The 16,101-nt window shown below is 56.2% G+C and carries 13 protein-coding genes, 1 tRNA gene and 1 pseudogene; 9 read left to right on the top strand and 6 right to left on the bottom strand.

The window, feature by feature from the left end; genetic code table 11:
• From MK_RS04840 to MK_RS04825, 4 genes are read left to right on the top strand one after another with little or no spacing between them, the layout of a single operon-like run.
• On the top strand, positions 1 to 429 hold the full coding sequence (locus tag MK_RS04840; RefSeq protein ID WP_148679635.1) for a hypothetical protein: 429 nt from the start codon (positions 1 to 3) through the stop codon (positions 427 to 429).
• A complete protein-coding gene (locus MK_RS04835) occupies positions 398 to 967 on the top strand; it encodes a hypothetical protein (RefSeq protein ID WP_011019284.1) in 570 nt (189 codons plus the stop codon). The genes MK_RS04840 and MK_RS04835 overlap by 32 nt, the downstream gene beginning before the upstream one ends.
• On the top strand, positions 925 to 1,521 hold the full coding sequence (locus MK_RS04830; protein WP_148679634.1) for a hypothetical protein: 597 nt from the start codon (positions 925 to 927) through the stop codon (positions 1,519 to 1,521). The genes MK_RS04835 and MK_RS04830 overlap by 43 nt, the downstream gene beginning before the upstream one ends.
• Positions 1,485 to 3,704, top strand: a complete 2,220-nt coding sequence (locus tag MK_RS04825; protein ID WP_011019282.1) for a hypothetical protein — start codon at positions 1,485 to 1,487, stop codon at positions 3,702 to 3,704. Before MK_RS04830 ends, MK_RS04825 begins: the two co-directional genes overlap by 37 nt.
• On the opposite strand, the gene MK_RS04820 is transcribed toward MK_RS04825, so the two are convergent.
• Positions 3,605 to 5,074, bottom strand: a complete 1,470-nt coding sequence (locus MK_RS04820; RefSeq protein WP_148679633.1) for a hypothetical protein — start codon at positions 5,072 to 5,074, stop codon at positions 3,605 to 3,607. The two genes, MK_RS04825 and MK_RS04820, sit on opposite strands and share 100 nt — an antisense overlap.
• 1,125 nt (positions 5,075 to 6,199) lie before the next feature.
• Here MK_RS04820 and carB point away from each other — a divergent pair.
• The 3 genes and pseudogenes from carB to MK_RS04805 all read left to right on the top strand — a co-directional run.
• A pseudogene (gene carB, locus MK_RS04815) lies at positions 6,200 to 7,879 on the top strand (carbamoyl-phosphate synthase large subunit); the annotation flags it as partial.
• Between the two features lie 53 nt (positions 7,880 to 7,932).
• The gene (locus MK_RS04810; protein WP_158295940.1) at positions 7,933 to 9,921 is read left to right on the top strand and encodes a hypothetical protein; all 1,989 of its coding nucleotides are present in this window, start codon (positions 7,933 to 7,935) and stop codon (positions 9,919 to 9,921) included.
• 29 nt (positions 9,922 to 9,950) lie between these two features.
• Positions 9,951 to 10,028 (top strand) — tRNA-His (locus MK_RS04805).
• A gap of 48 nt (positions 10,029 to 10,076) precedes the next feature.
• Here MK_RS04805 and MK_RS04800 read toward each other — a convergent pair.
• On the bottom strand, positions 10,077 to 10,976 hold the full coding sequence (locus MK_RS04800) for an AIM24 family protein (RefSeq protein ID WP_011019277.1): 900 nt from the start codon (positions 10,974 to 10,976) through the stop codon (positions 10,077 to 10,079).
• Positions 10,977 to 11,021: 45 nt separating this feature from the next.
• Between MK_RS04800 and MK_RS04795 the strand changes: the two genes are divergently transcribed.
• Positions 11,022 to 12,146: a tRNA sulfurtransferase gene (locus MK_RS04795; protein ID WP_011019276.1), complete on the top strand. Its 1,125-nt coding sequence runs from the start codon at positions 11,022 to 11,024 to the stop codon at positions 12,144 to 12,146.
• Entirely contained in the window at positions 12,121 to 13,626 is a 1,506-nt protein-coding gene (locus tag MK_RS04790) for a homocysteine biosynthesis protein (RefSeq protein ID WP_011019275.1), read from the top strand. Before MK_RS04795 ends, MK_RS04790 begins: the two co-directional genes overlap by 26 nt.
• On the opposite strand, the gene MK_RS04785 is transcribed toward MK_RS04790, so the two are convergent.
• The 4 genes from MK_RS04785 to MK_RS04770 are packed head-to-tail and all read right to left on the bottom strand — an operon-like array spanning position 13,598 to position 16,089.
• On the bottom strand, positions 13,598 to 14,302 hold the full coding sequence (locus tag MK_RS04785) for a U32 family peptidase (RefSeq protein WP_011019274.1): 705 nt from the start codon (positions 14,300 to 14,302) through the stop codon (positions 13,598 to 13,600). The two genes, MK_RS04790 and MK_RS04785, sit on opposite strands and share 29 nt — an antisense overlap.
• The gene (locus tag MK_RS04780) at positions 14,299 to 14,661 is read right to left on the bottom strand and encodes a DUF5402 family protein (protein WP_011019273.1); all 363 of its coding nucleotides are present in this window, start codon (positions 14,659 to 14,661) and stop codon (positions 14,299 to 14,301) included. Before MK_RS04780 ends, MK_RS04785 begins: the two co-directional genes overlap by 4 nt.
• A 1-nt stretch (position 14,662) precedes the next feature.
• Positions 14,663 to 15,673, bottom strand: coding sequence for a peptidase U32 family protein (locus MK_RS04775; protein ID WP_011019272.1), 1,011 nt, complete (start codon positions 15,671 to 15,673; stop codon positions 14,663 to 14,665).
• Positions 15,670 to 16,089, bottom strand: a complete 420-nt coding sequence (locus tag MK_RS04770; protein ID WP_011019271.1) for a 4Fe-4S dicluster domain-containing protein — start codon at positions 16,087 to 16,089, stop codon at positions 15,670 to 15,672. The genes MK_RS04775 and MK_RS04770 overlap by 4 nt, the downstream gene beginning before the upstream one ends.
• Positions 16,090 to 16,101 lie beyond the last annotated feature (12 nt).

Here is a 16,101-nt window from a genome sequence, read left to right as displayed (position 1 = left end):
ATGAAGATCGAAGCGGGTGAGGCCGTTAGAATCCTCGCCTATCTGTTCTTCCTGTTCTTCGTCCTCCCCGTGCTAATCGCAGCCATCGTGCTGACGCTCGCTCCACTCATCGTCTTATTTACGATAATCCTCGCGTTCGTACTAGTGTTCGCCAAGATACCTTGGACGCCACCGGAATTCAGCCTTGCCGCCGAAGCAGCCCTCCTAGCCCTTTACCGGATCACCGGCGAGAAGGTGCTGAAAGAAATCGCCGAGAACCTCGCGAGGCATAGGAGGAAGTCCTTAAAGCTCGACCGAGAGAAGGAACTCGAGGAGGCACTCCGAGAGGACGACACGGGTCGCGCCTTACGGATTTGCATCCGGGAAATTACGGAGAAAATCGCCGGAGGACCGCTGTATGCTGAGTCCCGAGACCGTGGTGACGATTAACACGATAATCACCAGCTTACCTTTTCTGGCCGCCATCTACGTGATCGCCAAGCGACCGGCAAGAGCCCTCATTCAGCTGTACTCGCTCGGGTACCTTACCCCCGTAGCGGTCCTAGTATATGGGCTGGCGATACCCGTTCCAGGGAACTTGTACGCGTACTTCACCGGTGCCCCGATCTTCCTCGCATACGGAGTCACGGACGCACTGATAGTTCTGTACGCCCTCGGTTCCGCTCTTGCGGTGATCTTCGTTGGGATCGATCAGTGGGCCGATGTCGCCTACTCGGCATCGACTACGGTCGCCTGGCTCCTACGGACGTTAATAGATCCGATGTCACCGCGTCTAGCTGTTCTCTCCGGGGCTCTCATCACCGCAACAATCAACGCCCTCGTCGCCTGGTACAAGTATCAAGCCTGGCCTATCGTACCTCTGCCGAGCGTAGCGTTACAATTCTCAGTCGCAGTAGCTTCGGCAGTAACATTGGAGGTGACGGCATGGTGGGTACTAAACAAATTAAAACCATCGCCGCAGGGGTGATCGCAACACTTGCACTGGTGAACGCTTACGCGGCCTCTATTCCGAGATACCAAATAGTAAAAGGGAAAGTTACATACCCATATTTTGATGAACATGATCTTCTTAAAACACTCCAGTACCCTAGTGTTCTAGGACCTGCAATTAATACTTATCTTCCAACACGAACTGTAGTGAACTGTAGACAAATAATGCTATATGGCTTGAAGCGTGTAGGAGTGATCAGTATCGGCGCACCTGTTACAATGTTGCCTACACTAAACTATGACAACTTAACAAAATCCTCTGATAATCCGATTGTCACCTACTATGGTATTTCGTCAAACCCTATTTGTTTATCATTCCCTTGCATAGATGTTGTTAAAATTGAAAAAGATTTACTTTTAATTCCGACACGTAATAGCCTCGTAGTAGCAAAAGGAAGAGGCGAAGTAATTAAAGGTATCGAAGTAGTACTCATACAAGGAAACTGGAACATAATCTGTATGCTACCCGAGAATGCATACTCGGGTGTATTTACATGGAAATCAGAATTACAACCATTCTGGCTATTGTAATGATAATTATCCTTAATTTCATAGTAGAATATGAGGCACCAGATTTAGGCAAACATATTATCTACTTAGATTTAGCAATACAATCACTCAAATCATATCTGATAGAAAAATATGGATTAAGTGGTTCTGATTGGGATCCGTATTCATATTTAGGACGACCACCTTTAGCTAATTACCCCATATTACCATTCATGGTGCCAGTAGTAATCCATAAATTTTTGGTAAAGGATATCTTTCTAGCAACTTGTATTGGAGAAGAACTTTTACGATTAGCTCCGATAATCGCGTGGATCATATTGCAAATACTCAATCTCAACTCTGCCGAGGCAACTATCGCATTACTAGCATACTTAGCATTATATCCTATCGCAATTCTTTACGAGGTTAAATACATTAGAATAGCTACTACGATGTCTTATTCACTAGCAGCGATAGCAGTTATTATATGGAACTCAAAATTGAAAGATCCAATTAAGAGAATGTTTAGTTTCGTACTATGGACAGCTTCATTATATTCAAATTTCATTTACTCTATTCCTCCTCTGATAGTAGCTGGGATTTTAGACAGTCCCATTTTCTTCCTACCTATAATAGTGACTTTTCCAGTATTATTATTCGCTAGTAGTGTAGGTAAGTTAGAATTCGATAATTTGCCTGAATCTACAACGATGGGTTTTTCAATATTTGACGTGTACGATACCATACTAGCGACTATAGTCGTCACTTCAATGACATTTTTATCACTACTCTTGCTTAATATTTCACACAAGAAGAAGTTTGTAATTGGAACAATAGGATTAATTCCGTTATTTGGACTAGCAGTATTTCTATCACCTAAGATTCATTATATCATATTGAGTATATCAAAGATATTAACACAACTTGATATGTACAGAATGCCGCTAATAGCGTGCACACTCATAATTGTAATCACCCCCAAAATATTCTCTAAGATAAAATTGTCTCTCACAACATATTCTGCAATATTTGCTCTTGTTAGCGTAGGCATCATATTAAAAGTTATAAGCCCCACACCAATGATTCCAATTGTTGTTGAATACGAGTTTTCCTCACCTGCAATCGTTTCGCATGATTATAGGGCATCCAATGCCCATTTAGGATTATTCTCATTAGCATGCCCATTAAGCACATTATCTGAACGTCCAACATACATTTTAGGAGGTGCATTTTACCAAGGATGCTCCGAAGTAAGCTCACGAATACTGTCTTCTATTTTATTCCTCAATAGCGGCGGTAGAGAATGCTGTGAACAACTAGCACATCCAGGTCAGCGTCACCTTTTTGATGAAGATATCGCACGCAAAGTTTTGACTCTCTTACCGCTAACAAGTGTAGATTATGGAGCCGATATTAAGACTATTAGAAGCTACTCCGACATCGTTGGATTCACTTTCAGTCAAAAACCAACACTGTCATTGTGGGATATAATTCCAATGACAAGTGTCAAAGTGATATACATAGGATCATACACTGATTATAGCTTTTTGTGGCTTAACTTAGTTAGAAGTGCTCCCACCGGACACTTTCCGATGATACCGCTGATACGACCGTATAATGTAGAACGTGGGCAGTCATTATCCGCCGAGCAAATACCGTGGTCGGGAGATATACTCATAGTAGACTCAGAGGCGCTGAGCTATCCTGAAACTGAGAAGCTGGCAAAAGAAGCGAAAGAAGTGATCGTAGTTTACTCCAGTAGGGCTTTCGACGCTGAACCCCCGTCGAAGGTAGTGCGGCGACTGAGGAGGATAACACACCACGTCCACGTTCTAGGTCCCGTACACCACCCGCTACACTCTCCAATAGTCAAGAAACTGGTCAAGGAGTCGTGCGTGAAGCTCAGCCCAATTCATGACGCTCTACACCGGGTGTCGAACGATAGGTACGTGTTGGATTCGCGGGGTCATCGATTCGTGGTTGTTCCTTGGGCTTGGGCTCCGTTCTGGGCGGTGGACGGTCGGGAGGGTCAAACCTGTCCCATCGGCCCCTACATGCTCGTCAAGACCGACGGAAAACACACCACACTACACTACGTGGCATGGGAACGACACCAAAGCCGAGCTTACACAGTGTCGCTCTTTCTCTTAGCCGTCTCAATAGCCGCCACTGCGATACTCATCAGCGTCAGAACCACTGAGGGCCAAGCTGAAGGTCGCTCGTAAACGGCCCGACCGTTTACTTGCAGGAGAAGACCCCTATGAGTACCTCCCTTCCACCAGAGATCGTAGACCTGACCCACCAACCCGTACCCGCGGATCTCGGTGGGAGTGTTGAGTCGAGGTTCTCCGACAGAGGCCCCACGTGAGGCGACCGCCTCCGCCAGCTGAAGAGCGTGAAGAGAGGTTTCGGCCCAGCTCGATGGTGAAGAAATGAGTGGTGCTACCACTCTCGGTTGGACCTCGAGCTGCTTCGTGGGATAGAGAGGAGGGACGGCCCGTGGATCTCCTAGTTCGTAACCTAGCAGGGAGGCGGGGCCCATATGAGGGTCCGTCGGTAGGGGAGTGTTCCAGATTGGATGGCCGGAGAGCACACGCTTAACGCACTCAGAGAACCACGGATCGGAGGAAATGATGTATTCCATTCCCGTCCTGGACCCCACTACTTTGTATCCTACCACGGCGAAACGTGGGGTAGCGAGGACGCTACAGATCACGATGAAGAATAGGACTAACATTAAAGCAGTTAGGAATCGCAGTGGTTTCGAGACTCTGTTTAATCTTACTGAGATTCGCCTATCAAGATGAGTGTTAAAATTTTTGAGAACAAGTAAAGAAAATAGTATTATTGGGGTTGCTAAGGCTGTTGGAAGCTCATGTAGGTACGTTTGAACTCCGAAGAGAATAATGGCGGTAATTCCCGAAAACTTCCAGCGGTAGTCCGGGTAGATTCTACCCAGCATTGCTAGAGCCATCAGTGCTGGTAGGATGGCCACTACAGTTATTAACAGAATTAATAGAAGAGGGATAGGACCCGGACGTGAGGTCAACAACGGGACAGCGCCGAAGGTGGCCACGAGGCAATCCACGAGGCACGCAGATGAGGCCAGTAGCACCGGGAGCGAAGGGTTTCGGATCCCCAGCTCGATGCTCAGCGCCACGTCAGGTATCCCTATGGAACCAACGGTTCTCAACAGCGGGTTGTTCCCGATGAAACCTAGCGCGTATGAAGCCAATATCAGTGGTAACGGAGAGGGAATGATCAAGGACAATAATACTGCCGGTAATGTTATCACCACGCGCAACATATTGTTTACATTTGATGCTAGTAATAGAACTAAAACCGATAACAGTAATATTGCTATTATCAACCCCGTTCTACCGAGCGCGTGGAGGAGGTAGTACGGAGTCGGGGCTAAAGGGAAACCACCACCAAGGTATGGATTCCACTGTGGTAGCTCTCCCGAACGTAGGCTGTCGTGTGCCGCTTTGATTGAAGATATCGATATAAGCGACACATAAGGGATGGTAGGGACGTCCTCCGGAATTATCACGAGGGCTGTCACAGTGAGTATGGCCAGTACGGCCATCTCCAAACTATGTCCGCGTAAGTGGTCCAAATGAGAGGACAGATAGGCTCCCACTTAATTGTGACCCCCTTAGGAGCGTATACTGAAGAGGCGTTGACGACTAGCCGTTCACCGGACACTGAGACGACAGATACTACGTCGATTGGAGTTAATCCACCCATCACTGTGAGCGCGTACGGCATGATGATTGCGACATTTCGGCACGTGAGATGGGTAGGATTCCTCGTAGACTTTCCGTCAGTTATGAACACTGGAGGGAAGTACTTCAGTAGCCCCGTGACGGTAGGTTGGAGTAGAATCTTACAAGGTGAATGTATTCGAATCTCGTACTGGTTTACGGAAATTCGGGGTAATTTAGTCGCGGTTACTATGATAAACGGGGCGGGAAAACACGTTCTGAACACCCGAATCACGTTGCCAGCAACCGTTACGGTTAGTGACATGAGCCGTGGTGGGAGCGCGGGTACGAGGATCCGACGGGGATCTTGAGATCCGTACCCGAGTGTAGCGTACTTGGTACATCCGTATACCTTAGCGTATACTTCGACATTTCCCGGCCGTAGATCGTCCCCGGTACGGCATGGTACGCGTTCGACCTTCATTACTAGACGGTCCTTGTTCGTGGGATGGAGTGTGGCAACTACCCACTCGTGAAACAATGCCTTCGCGCTCATTACCGCGATTAGTCCGATAACCATCGCCTTCACCCAGGGTACCTTGGTTGGACGTCGTGGGTCTGACGACAATCCTCGGCCCCCTGAAGGGACGAAACGCCACTCGCGCCGGGCACCCGTAGTCTCGTTATCTCAACTTCCGAGAAATGTCCGAAACGTGAACACCGCGGCCCTTTCCCTCGCCGTGGGCAATAAAACATTCCCTGATGAAAAAGCTCATGGGCTTAAATCGAAGTTGCCAACCCCCACTCGCGGTGAACCGTCGATAATACTGTGTCTTCCTCCCACACTACCCGTGCACACCGCCCGTGCTCGGAGAATCGACTCGTTCCGTACGTTCACCCCAGTTAAATGGCAAGGGTCGAAAAGTTGCACTGGGGATCCGCGCGCCGGTAACGCCGAACTTGCCCTCCGTCGATTTTATTAAGCCGATCCGAGCGGTCGGGAGCGGGTTCACGTGCCCGAGACTCCGAATAAGGTCCTGATCATCGGATCCGGACCGATCATCGTGGGTCAAGCGGCAGAGTTCGACTACTCGGGTTCTCAGGCCTGCAAGGCGCTCAGAGAAGAGGGTGTTGAAGTAGTTCTCGTGAACAGTAACCCGGCGACGATCATGACGGATCCGAACATGGCGGATCGAGTGTATCTGGAGCCGTTGGACGCCCGGATCGTAGCGAAGATCATCGAGGAGGAGAGACCCGACGGAATCCTCCCCACGCTCGGGGGTCAGACCGGTCTCAATATCGCGGTCGAGCTCGACGAGATGGGCGTTTTGGAAGAGTACGACGTAGAGGTGCTGGGGACATCGGTGGAGACCATCGTACGGGCGGAGGACCGGGACGAGTTCCGTGCGTTCATGAAGAAGATCGGGGAACCCGTCTGCGCGAGCGAGGCGGTTTCTTCGGTGGAGGAAGCCAAGGAGGTAGCGGAGGAAATCGGTTACCCGGTGGTGGTGCGGCCCGCCTACACGCTGGGCGGTACGGGCGGCGGAATCGCGGAGGACGAGGAGGAGCTGAAGAGGGTAGTGGAGCGGGGCCTCGAGTACAGCCGGGTGAACCAGGTGCTGATCGAGGAGTACGTGGGTGGCTGGGCCGAGATCGAGTACGAGGTGATGCGGGACGGATCGGGTAACTGCATCACGGTGTGCAGCATGGAGAACGTGGATCCGATGGGGGTTCACACCGGCGAGTCTATCGTAGTCGCGCCCGCTCAGACGCTAACCGAGGAGGAGCATCAGATGCTCCGCAGCGCGGCGCTGCACATCATCGACGCGCTGGGTGTTGAGGGCGGTTGCAACATCCAGTTCGCGCTGCACCGGGAGACGGGCGAGTACCGGGTGATCGAGGTGAACCCGCGTGTCAGTCGATCGTCGGCGCTGGCGTCCAAGGCCACGGGATACCCGATCGCACGGATCGCTGCGAAGATCGCGATAGGGCTGCGACTGGACGAAATCGAGAACCAGGTCACCGGAGAGACGTACGCGGCGTTCGAGCCGGCCCTGGACTACGTGGTGGTGAAGATCCCGCGATGGCCGTTCGACAAGTTCCCGGAGGCGAACCGGACGCTAGGAACGGAGATGAAGTCCGTGGGTGAGGTGATGGCCATCGGGCGGACGTTCGAAGAGGCGCTTCAGAAGGCGATTCGATCGTTGGAAATCGGAGAGCCTGGCTTAGGGCCTTCACCGGAGGAGCTGGAGGCGGATCCGGAGGAGATCCGCCGCAAGATCGAGACGCCGAACGATCGCCGTATCTTCTGCATCTACGCCGCACTGAAGCGCGGTCTGATGAGCGTGGAGGAGATCTCGGAACTATCCGGTATCGACCCGTGGTTCGTGGAGAAGGTGAAGCGGATCGTCGAGATGGAACACGAGATCGTACGAAGGAAGGATGAGTTGCTCGAGTTCATCCGGACCGGGGAGGCGGACGAGGAAACCGTGGAGTTCGTCCGCGAGGTCAAGCGGACGGGTTTCTCGGACGAGCAGATAGCGGAGCTGCTCGGGGTGGACGAAGACGAGATCCGGGAGGCTCGGCTGGGTGTCGGTGTGGAGGCCACGTACAAACTGGTGGATACGTGCGCCGCGGAGTTCGCCGCGGTCTCGCCGTACTTCTACTCGACGTACGAGGAGGAGTGCGAAGCGCTGCGGTACGATTAGACCGGGGGAACGGCATCAGGTCGTCTAAATTCGAGGCCGTGGCCGTTTCGCTCCTCGTCACGGTAGCTAGTCTTTCGCCTGCCATCCCTGAACTTTGGGGGAAACACGCCGTAGTTATGGACCTGGCCGTGCAAGCACATAAGGTGTACTTGCTCGGGACGAGAGGGCTAGCCAGAGGAGACTGGGATCCCTACTCGTACACGGGTAGGCCCCCGATGATCGACTATCCGGTACTCCCCTTCCTACCCGCGGTGCTCTTCCACCGGTGGCTCGCGGATCCCTATCTCGCGTGCACGCTGATCGACGGTGTCTACCGCTCACTACCGTGCTGGATCTGGTCGATACTCAAATTCAAGGGGATGTCCACTCCTAGAGCCGACGCGGCTATGATGGTGTACGCGGCCAGCGTGCCCTTCCAGATCGTAGAGGTCTTCTCCACCCGGGTGGTCACGACGTTTTCGTTGGGAACGGCGGGTGCGGCGCTGATTCTACGAAGGTGTAGGGGAAGCGTCCTCCGCGGTCTGCCGGTACTGTGGTTATGGATGTTATCGCTCCTGGGAAACCCCCTGTACGTCCTCCCGGCCCTCCTGCTGGAGTCGATGGAGGAGAGGAGACTTCTCTTGGCGCTCTTGCCGGCGGTGCCGACCGCGGTCCTGTCCACGTACTTCCTGACGTCGGCCTTCACATGGGTACCACCCGCGTGGACGCGGGCGTCCCCGTGGGAACATTGGGTAGCTCCCGGACTGGGAATGCTGTGGGCGGTTTTCGCGGCGAGCCGAGGCGGTGGATCGGTACTCCCGGTGCTACCTTGGCCGATCTTGTGGTCCACGGAGGCGATCGTCGGGCCGGTATGGCCGCTGTCTCAACTGGACCCGTGGAGGGTACTGCTGACGGCGATACTCTCGTCGATGATAGTCGTCGAGCGTTACGAGCGACTTCGACGGATCGCCTACCTCGGATCGGGTCTTTCGGCGGTAGGGTTCCCCATCCTAGCACTGATGGTATCGTTCCAGCCCATGCACTGGGAATCCGCCGGAACGGCGAGTTGGAGGGTACTGGTAGCCGGCGACAACGGGTTCGAGGCCCTGTCACCGGAATTCTCCGGAAAGCCCGTTTACTCGATAGCCGGAGCGTTCTATCAGGGGGCTTCGGAACCGCAGTTGCAATCGCTCACTCCGGTCCTGGTGCTGGTAAACGATCCGTCCGTATGCTCGTACCTGTACGCCAGCCGCTGGGAGTTCTCGAAGGCCGTGGAAGTCACCAGGAAGGAGCTCGACCCGTACCTGCGAGCCCTCCCGATCGGATACGTGGACGTTAGAGGTACCGCCGTCCGGAGATCGACGGGAAGGGACCGTGTGAGCTGGTGTGGGAGACCCGTATTAACGCTGGACGACGCGGTGCCTGTGAAGCGGTTCAAGGTACTGTACGTGGGATCGTTCAGCCTGTATGGCATCCTGTGGGCGAAGCTGGCAGGTGCCTTAGGACGACCGCCGATAGTGCCCGGGGTGTACCCCAGGACCGTAATGTCGGGACAAGAGCTCGATCCCAACGAGTTGCCTTGGACCGGGGACGTACTCGTGGTCGATAAGATGGGCTGGAGAGAGGCGGTAAAACTGGGGCTGGTTAAACGGGCGAGGGTCGTGATGAGGGTTTCAGGTGGCCTCCTCCCGTGGTCTTGGGGTGCCGATGTCGACGAGGTAAGCGCGAGGCTGGTGAAGTACGTAGACGTCGTTAACGGACCGCGTGATGACGCGCTGAGGATCGACTCGGACGAGATCGAGGTTCGAACGCCCGGAAGAGCCGAGTTCGTACTGATTCCATGGGGATGGGCCCCGTTCTGGGCTGTGAACGGGCGTGAGGGACAGGTATGTCCCGTAGGTCCCTATATGCTGGTAAAGACCGACGGAAAGCCCGCGATCGTCCGCTACGTGGGTTGGGAGAGGCACCAAAGTAGAGCGTACTTAGCGGGCTGCATACTGGCGGTGTTGGTTTCGGTGGTCTGGGCGGCCGGTCGGAAACCTTTATAATCAAGCGTAGGGTGTGGCGGTTCGGGAGCGCCGCGGCAGCTCAGCCTGGTTAGAGCGCCGGCCTGTGGAGCCGGTGGCCCCGGGTTCAAATCCCGGCCGCGGCCCCATCCGAGATCGTTATGGAATTAATAACAATAGGCCGCGGGGGAGGGAGGTCAGTCGAAGTCGAGGTCGAAGTCGTCGGTGTCAAAGTCGAAGTCGAAGAGGTCGTCGAACAGCCCACCCTCATCCGACGACTCTTCATACTCTTCATATTCTTCTCCGTATTCTTCCCCGTAGTTCTCGCCTCCACCGACGACGCCACCTCCTCTTGCACCGGCACGACGGATCATACGCTCCAACCGTCTAATCCTCTCGTCGTACGGAGCCACTAGAACTTTCCCGTAACCGTGCGCTTCGAGCAGGAACTCCTCCCCGTGCTCCCGGCCTAGCAAGAAGTCGAACGCGCTTCCCTTCCAGGTCGCGGAGAACGTCAGATCACCGGTCCAAGCTATCAAACACTCCGGATCGACGTAGACAGGACCTCCGTCCACCTCGACTGTCACGGGATCACACTCCGCTGTGACCACGATCTTGCAGGGGCCCTCGAATCCCATGTCGATGAGCCCTGTACTGAGCACGCTCGCATCGAGTTGAGCCGCCACGTCGGCCGGAGTAGTCGTGAAGAGCAGCCGATCCTGGTTCACGGTGACGGTCTCACCCTCCGGTACCTCCAGCACCTTGACTTTACCGCCGTCACCCGCGTACAACACTCCCGACCCATCGACTTTCACGAAGTACCGTCTCAGACCGAGCAGCTTCGCCTTGAGCACCTTCTCAAGGAGTCCCGTGATCCCTCCGGACGAGCGAACCGGCTTGGTCGCCAAGAATTCCAGGTCGCCCCGAGCCGCGATGATACTGTCGTTCTTGAAGTACACCGGGCCTCGGATGAGCTCCACTTCGATGACCTCATCCCGCACTTCCCGCACCTCGGCCTCCCCGGACCCTTCATCTCCTCCACCGAGCAACGAATCCAGCAGTCCCAGCGTCGAACACCCCCTCCGTGCGTCACACAACCTCCAAAGCGTCCGTCCTGGCCGGACCCAGTCGGGGTAACCCTCGTGGAGTGCTTGGTAATGTACGGAGAGATAGCCGTTAAGTCCCCACCGGTCCGACGACGCATGGAGCGGCTGTTGGCCCGGAATTTGGAAGAACAGTCCGGCGGGCGAGTGAAACGGTTAGAGGGTCGCCTGCTGGTCGCCGATCCGGAGGTTCCCGAAGCGATCGGTAAAACCTTCGGTGTGGAACGGTGGACGCGCACGCTCCGCGTCGACTCTCACGACCCCGAGGACGTGTTCACGGAAATGAAGGACGTACTGAACGACTTAAAGGCCCGATCGTTCGCCGTACGGGCCCGGAGAGCCACACACGACGCACCCTCCTCCCGAGAGATGAACGTGGAACTCGGTGACCTGATCAGGCGATACACCGGTTGGACCGTGAACCTGGACGAGCCCGAGGTTGAGATTCACGTGGAACTACGGCCCGAAGGGACCTTCGTGTACCTGGACTCGTGGATGAAGGATGGCCCGGGCGGTCTCCCCTACGGCTCTCAGTCCCGCGTTGTATGCCTGGTATCCGGTGGTATCGACAGCCCTGTAGCCGCTTGGTACGCAGCTCGTCGTGGATGTGAGGTGATCTGGCTGCATTTGGACCGGGGTAAGTACGGGTCGGAGGTGGACGCCGTAGAACGGCTCGCTGGGAAGTTCTCCGAGTGGTTACCGTCCGACGTGGAGCTTTTGATCGAGGACTTCGAAGATTTCATGGAGAGTCTGGAGGGGCTGGAGGGCGAATCGGCCCGATACCGATGCGTATTGTGCAAGCGGGAGATGATACGTAGGGCGTGTGACGTGTGCGAAAACGTCGGAGCCGTGGCCGTGGTCATGGGAGACGTCATCGGACAGGTGGCGAGCCAAATCCCGGATAACCTGGCGGTAATCGATCGCGTGGCACGGTTTCCGGTCTTCCGTCCGTTGTTGGGTTTCGATAAGAACGAGGTACAACGCCTCTCGGAACGGCTGGGGCTTTTCGAGGTATCTAAGGAGCATCGCCCGTGTCCGCTGGCACCGCGCAACCCCGTGAAGTCAGCGGATCCGGGGAAGGTGCTTAAGCTGGAGGAGGAACTGGGCGTGCTCCACCGCGGCCTGCGGGGTTCCGGCGTTGCCGGGTCGGAAGAGTATCGATGAGATCAACCGCCGAATCGAGCGTGGAGAGGTCTGTGTGGTGACCGCGGAGGAGATGGTGGAAATCGTCGAAGATATCGGGCCCGAACGTGCCGCTAAAGAGGTAGATGTGGTTACGTGCGCTACCTTCGGACCCATGTGCAGCTCGGGCGTGTTCCTGAACTTCGGGCACTCGGACCCCCCGATCAAGATGAGGCGAGTCTGGTTGAACGAAGTGGAAGCCTACACCGGTATCGCGGCGGTGGACGCTTATCTGGGCGCTACCCAGCCTAGCGAGGATCGTGGCATCGAGTACGGAGGGGCACACGTGATCCACGAGCTGGCGTCCGGTGAAGAGGTCGTGTTGCGGGCGGAGGGGTCCGTCACCGACTGTTACCCGAGGGAGTCCGTCGAGACGCTGATCACGATCGATGACATCAACCAGGCCGTGATAGTCAATCCGAGGAATTCCTACCAGAGGTACGTCGCGGCGACGAACTCTTCCGAAGAGACCCTGTACACCTACATGGGCAAGCTGCTCCCCGAGTACGGGAACGTCACGTACTGCGGTGCGGGCCAGCTGAATCCGCTCGCGAACGACCCCGAGTTCCGAACCATCGGGATAGGTACGCGGATATGGCTCGCCGGATCTCACGGATACATCATAGGTGAAGGCACGCAACACGATCCCTCCAGCGGCATGGCGACGCTGATGGTCAGGGGCGATCTGAAGGAAGCGGACCCCGAGTACCTACGCCCCGTCGTGTTGGAGAAGTACGGTGTAAGCCTGGCGGTCGGCATCGGAGTCCCTATCCCCGTGCTCGACGAGCGGGTAGCGGCCTCCACGGGCGTGAGCGACGCCGATATCGAGGTGCCGATCGTCGACTACGGGATACCGTCCCGGGACCGACCCGTGGTGAAGAGGGTGACCTACGAAGAGCTCAGATCCGGGAAAGTGGAGATCGAAGGTAGAACGGTGAGGACGGGAGCACTGTCCAGTTACAAGATGGCCCTCGAGATCGCGGAGCGCCTCAAGGAGGAGATCGAGGAGGGAGAGTTCACGCTGACCCAACCCGTAGAGCCACTGCCTAGGGAGCGTGAGTTCAGACCCATGCCTTACCGACCGCCCTCCCTCCCCCGCGTCAGGGATATCATGACCGAGAGCGTCGTGACGGCGTCACCGGACGAGAGCATCGAGGACGTCGCGCGGAGGTTGATAGAGAAGGAGATCAACCACATCCCAGTGGTCGACGAAGAGGGGAGGATCGTAGGGATCGTGACGTCCTGGGACATCGCAGCGGCCGTCGCAGAGGGGAAGAGGCGACTCAAAGACATCATGACCGAGGACGTGATCACGATCAGGCCCCACGAGTCCGTCGACGAGGCGTTAAGGCGCATGGACAGACATAACATCTCATGTCTACCCGTGGTGGACGGGGAAAACAGGGTCGTGGGGATAGTGACCAGGACCGATATCACGGAGGTTCTCCGGAGGCGAGGATGAAGACCTCGTCGAACAGCTCCTCACGAACCTCCCACACAACGACCCTCTCCCTCATCGGCTCGTAGGGATTGTTACGGTAGGGGTCCACTTCGATTCCCTCGGCCGTGGCGTGCGAGAACAGGTTACGCTCGAAGAAGGCGACCGGGTCCCGGAACGTAATCGCGCCTACGGCGGTCCGGAGTTCGACACTGACCCGCTCTCGGATGGCGGAAACCTCTTCCTCGTTCGAGTTCAGCGCCGGATCCACAGTGATGACGTCAGCTCCGAGTCGCTCGAAGTGCCACGCCTTCTCCGGAGTATCCACGGCGGCGGTATGCGAGACTACCACTGTGAGATCGTACTCCGTAGCGAGCACTTCCACCAGGTACGGATCCGCCACCACCACACCGTCGACCTCCAAGTCCGAGGCCAAATAGTCGAGGGTCGAACGAAGCGAGGGATAGCCATCGGGAGATAGATGCTCACAGCCGGCGCACGTGAAGTCCATGAGCGCCTGCACCGATAATCCTCGATCTTTTGCCACGTCGACGATGTCCTCCACTTCGTAAGTCTCCGGATACCGGGGTAGCAAAGTGGCCACACCGTGCTCGGTGACCGGTACGACGATCCCGTCGGAGTCTTCGGGGACGGTGTCGAGGTGGTGACGTGAACAACACAGGTACCATCTTCGGGTCAACGCTCGGTGGCGCCCCTGAGCACCTTCAGGTCGGGCCTGGGCTCCTCCCCGGAGAACTCGCGACGACACGTGTCGCACAGTGTTCGGACGGCCAGATCGATCACCACTTGGGTGCCGGGGACGACGCGCGCGTAAACCACGTCGGGTCGCACGCCCAGGGCCTTCCCGGCTTCCTCCAGTCCGTCAAGAACCTCGTCGCTGATATCTCGTAGCTCGACGCCCCGGACCATGAACACGACACCTACACAACCGCACCGTGCCACGAACAGGTCAACCTCGGAGACTACCGCGTCGTCCCCGAGCGCATCCTGCACACGTTTGAGCTGTGCGGCGCACCTACGCAGTAGCTTCTTGGACAATTTAGGCGCTCACCTCCCCTACGACGGTGCTCTTGAACTCTCGAACTTCAACCACGCGATCGGCCAGTTCACGGCAGAAGCCGCACTCGTGACACCTGAAGTCGCATTCCTTCCACCTCTCAATCGCACCGTCTAATTCCGGGTTGGGCACGTAGAACACGTCCCGAAGCTCACGTGGGCAGTCCAAGATGTGCAGCAGGTTACCGTCCCAGCGACCCTCTAGGTATGCGTTCACCACCTCGACTATCCACTCGACCTGATGCGACCTCCCAGAGATCTTGAACGCGTCCACGTACTCGAGGTAGTGTCCCAGGTCCTCGGGGCGGATCCACGGTGACTTGATTATCAGCTCCGGGTGTTCCAAGCGGTCCGCGATGCATCTGCGGTAGTAGTAGTCATCGTACACCGACACCTCGTCGGGGCCGTACAGATGCGAGAAGATGTTGAAGTGGAAGGGTCGGTACGGACAATCGAGTAAGCACCCCTCGTTCACGATGACCTTCAGCTCGACCTGGAGCCGGGAGAGCTCCTCCAGGACTTCGAACCGGCGGTTGAAGCTGGTGTCCACCGTGATCGCCGTCGCCACGTCGGCGTAGAACTCGGCCTTTTCTGGTGTGTTGACGAAAGCGAGACACGAGACCGTGATCCTGTCGAAGACCTCGGCAGCCAGTTTGAGCACGAAGGGGTCCGCCACCACCACACCGTCGACGCCAGCTTTTTCCAGCTCTTCTAGATAATTCGAGTAACGCTCCGCCACGCGCCTGGTAGGTTCGCCCCGGAGGGGACAGGTGGAGTTGATGACGACGTCGTACAGCACGTCGTGAGAGTGCGCCAGCTCGACCTGCTCGCGGACTTCGTCGAGTCGTGGGTAGTGAAGGTTGGGCCTGCCGGTACCGACCTCATCGGGAGAGCCTCCGGTGTATACGGCTTCCACCCGCCCGAGGTCGTCGATCCCGGAAAGGAGAGCCTCGAGACCGGAAGTATGGCCAGGGTGGGGGATCCAGAACTTCATCCCCGCTCACCCTCTTTGGACGCGATGCGGAGAGCACCTACGGGGCATATCTCCGTACAGGATCCGCACACGATGCACTCCTCATCGTCGAGCTCGACCTCGACTCCTTTGAGCTCGATCGCCCCGGTAGGACACACGGAGTGACAGGCCGTGCAGTGCAAGCATCTGTCTTCATCACGTACTAACGTCTTCTCGATCTCCTCGACCTCGATCCCGAACTCACGCAGGGTACGCAGGAAGTTCCGTACGTGCTCGTCGTCGACGGCCTGAACCGCGATCTCGGCGGCCACGGCATCCGGCGACACGGACGCGTTGAGTATGCTGAGCTCCAACCCTTCCTCCACCACCCTGGACAGGGCACGGACCACGTCGCCCGTGGCCTTGATCCGCACGATCCTCCTCACTTTCTCGGTCAACGTAGATCAGCC

The organism is Methanopyrus kandleri AV19 (assembly GCF_000007185.1).
GTDB classification, from domain to species: domain Archaea; phylum JAADCQ01; class Methanopyri; order Methanopyrales; family Methanopyraceae; genus Methanopyrus; species Methanopyrus kandleri.
Note: the sequence above shows the minus strand (reverse complement) of the source record. Positions and strands in the feature narration are given on the sequence as shown.

Coding starts and splice junctions, on each gene's coding strand:
- MK_RS04840 (WP_148679635.1), top strand. CDS start 1: ATGAAGATCGAAGCGGGTGAGGCCGTTAGAATCCTCGCCTATCTGTTC.
- MK_RS04835 (WP_011019284.1), top strand. CDS start 398: ATGCTGAGTCCCGAGACCGTGGTGACGATTAACACGATAATCACCAGC.
- MK_RS04830 (WP_148679634.1), top strand. CDS start 925: ATGGTGGGTACTAAACAAATTAAAACCATCGCCGCAGGGGTGATCGCA.
- MK_RS04825 (WP_011019282.1), top strand. CDS start 1,485: ATGGAAATCAGAATTACAACCATTCTGGCTATTGTAATGATAATTATC.
- MK_RS04775 (WP_011019272.1), bottom strand. CDS start 15,673: ATGAAGTTCTGGATCCCCCACCCTGGCCATACTTCCGGTCTCGAGGCT.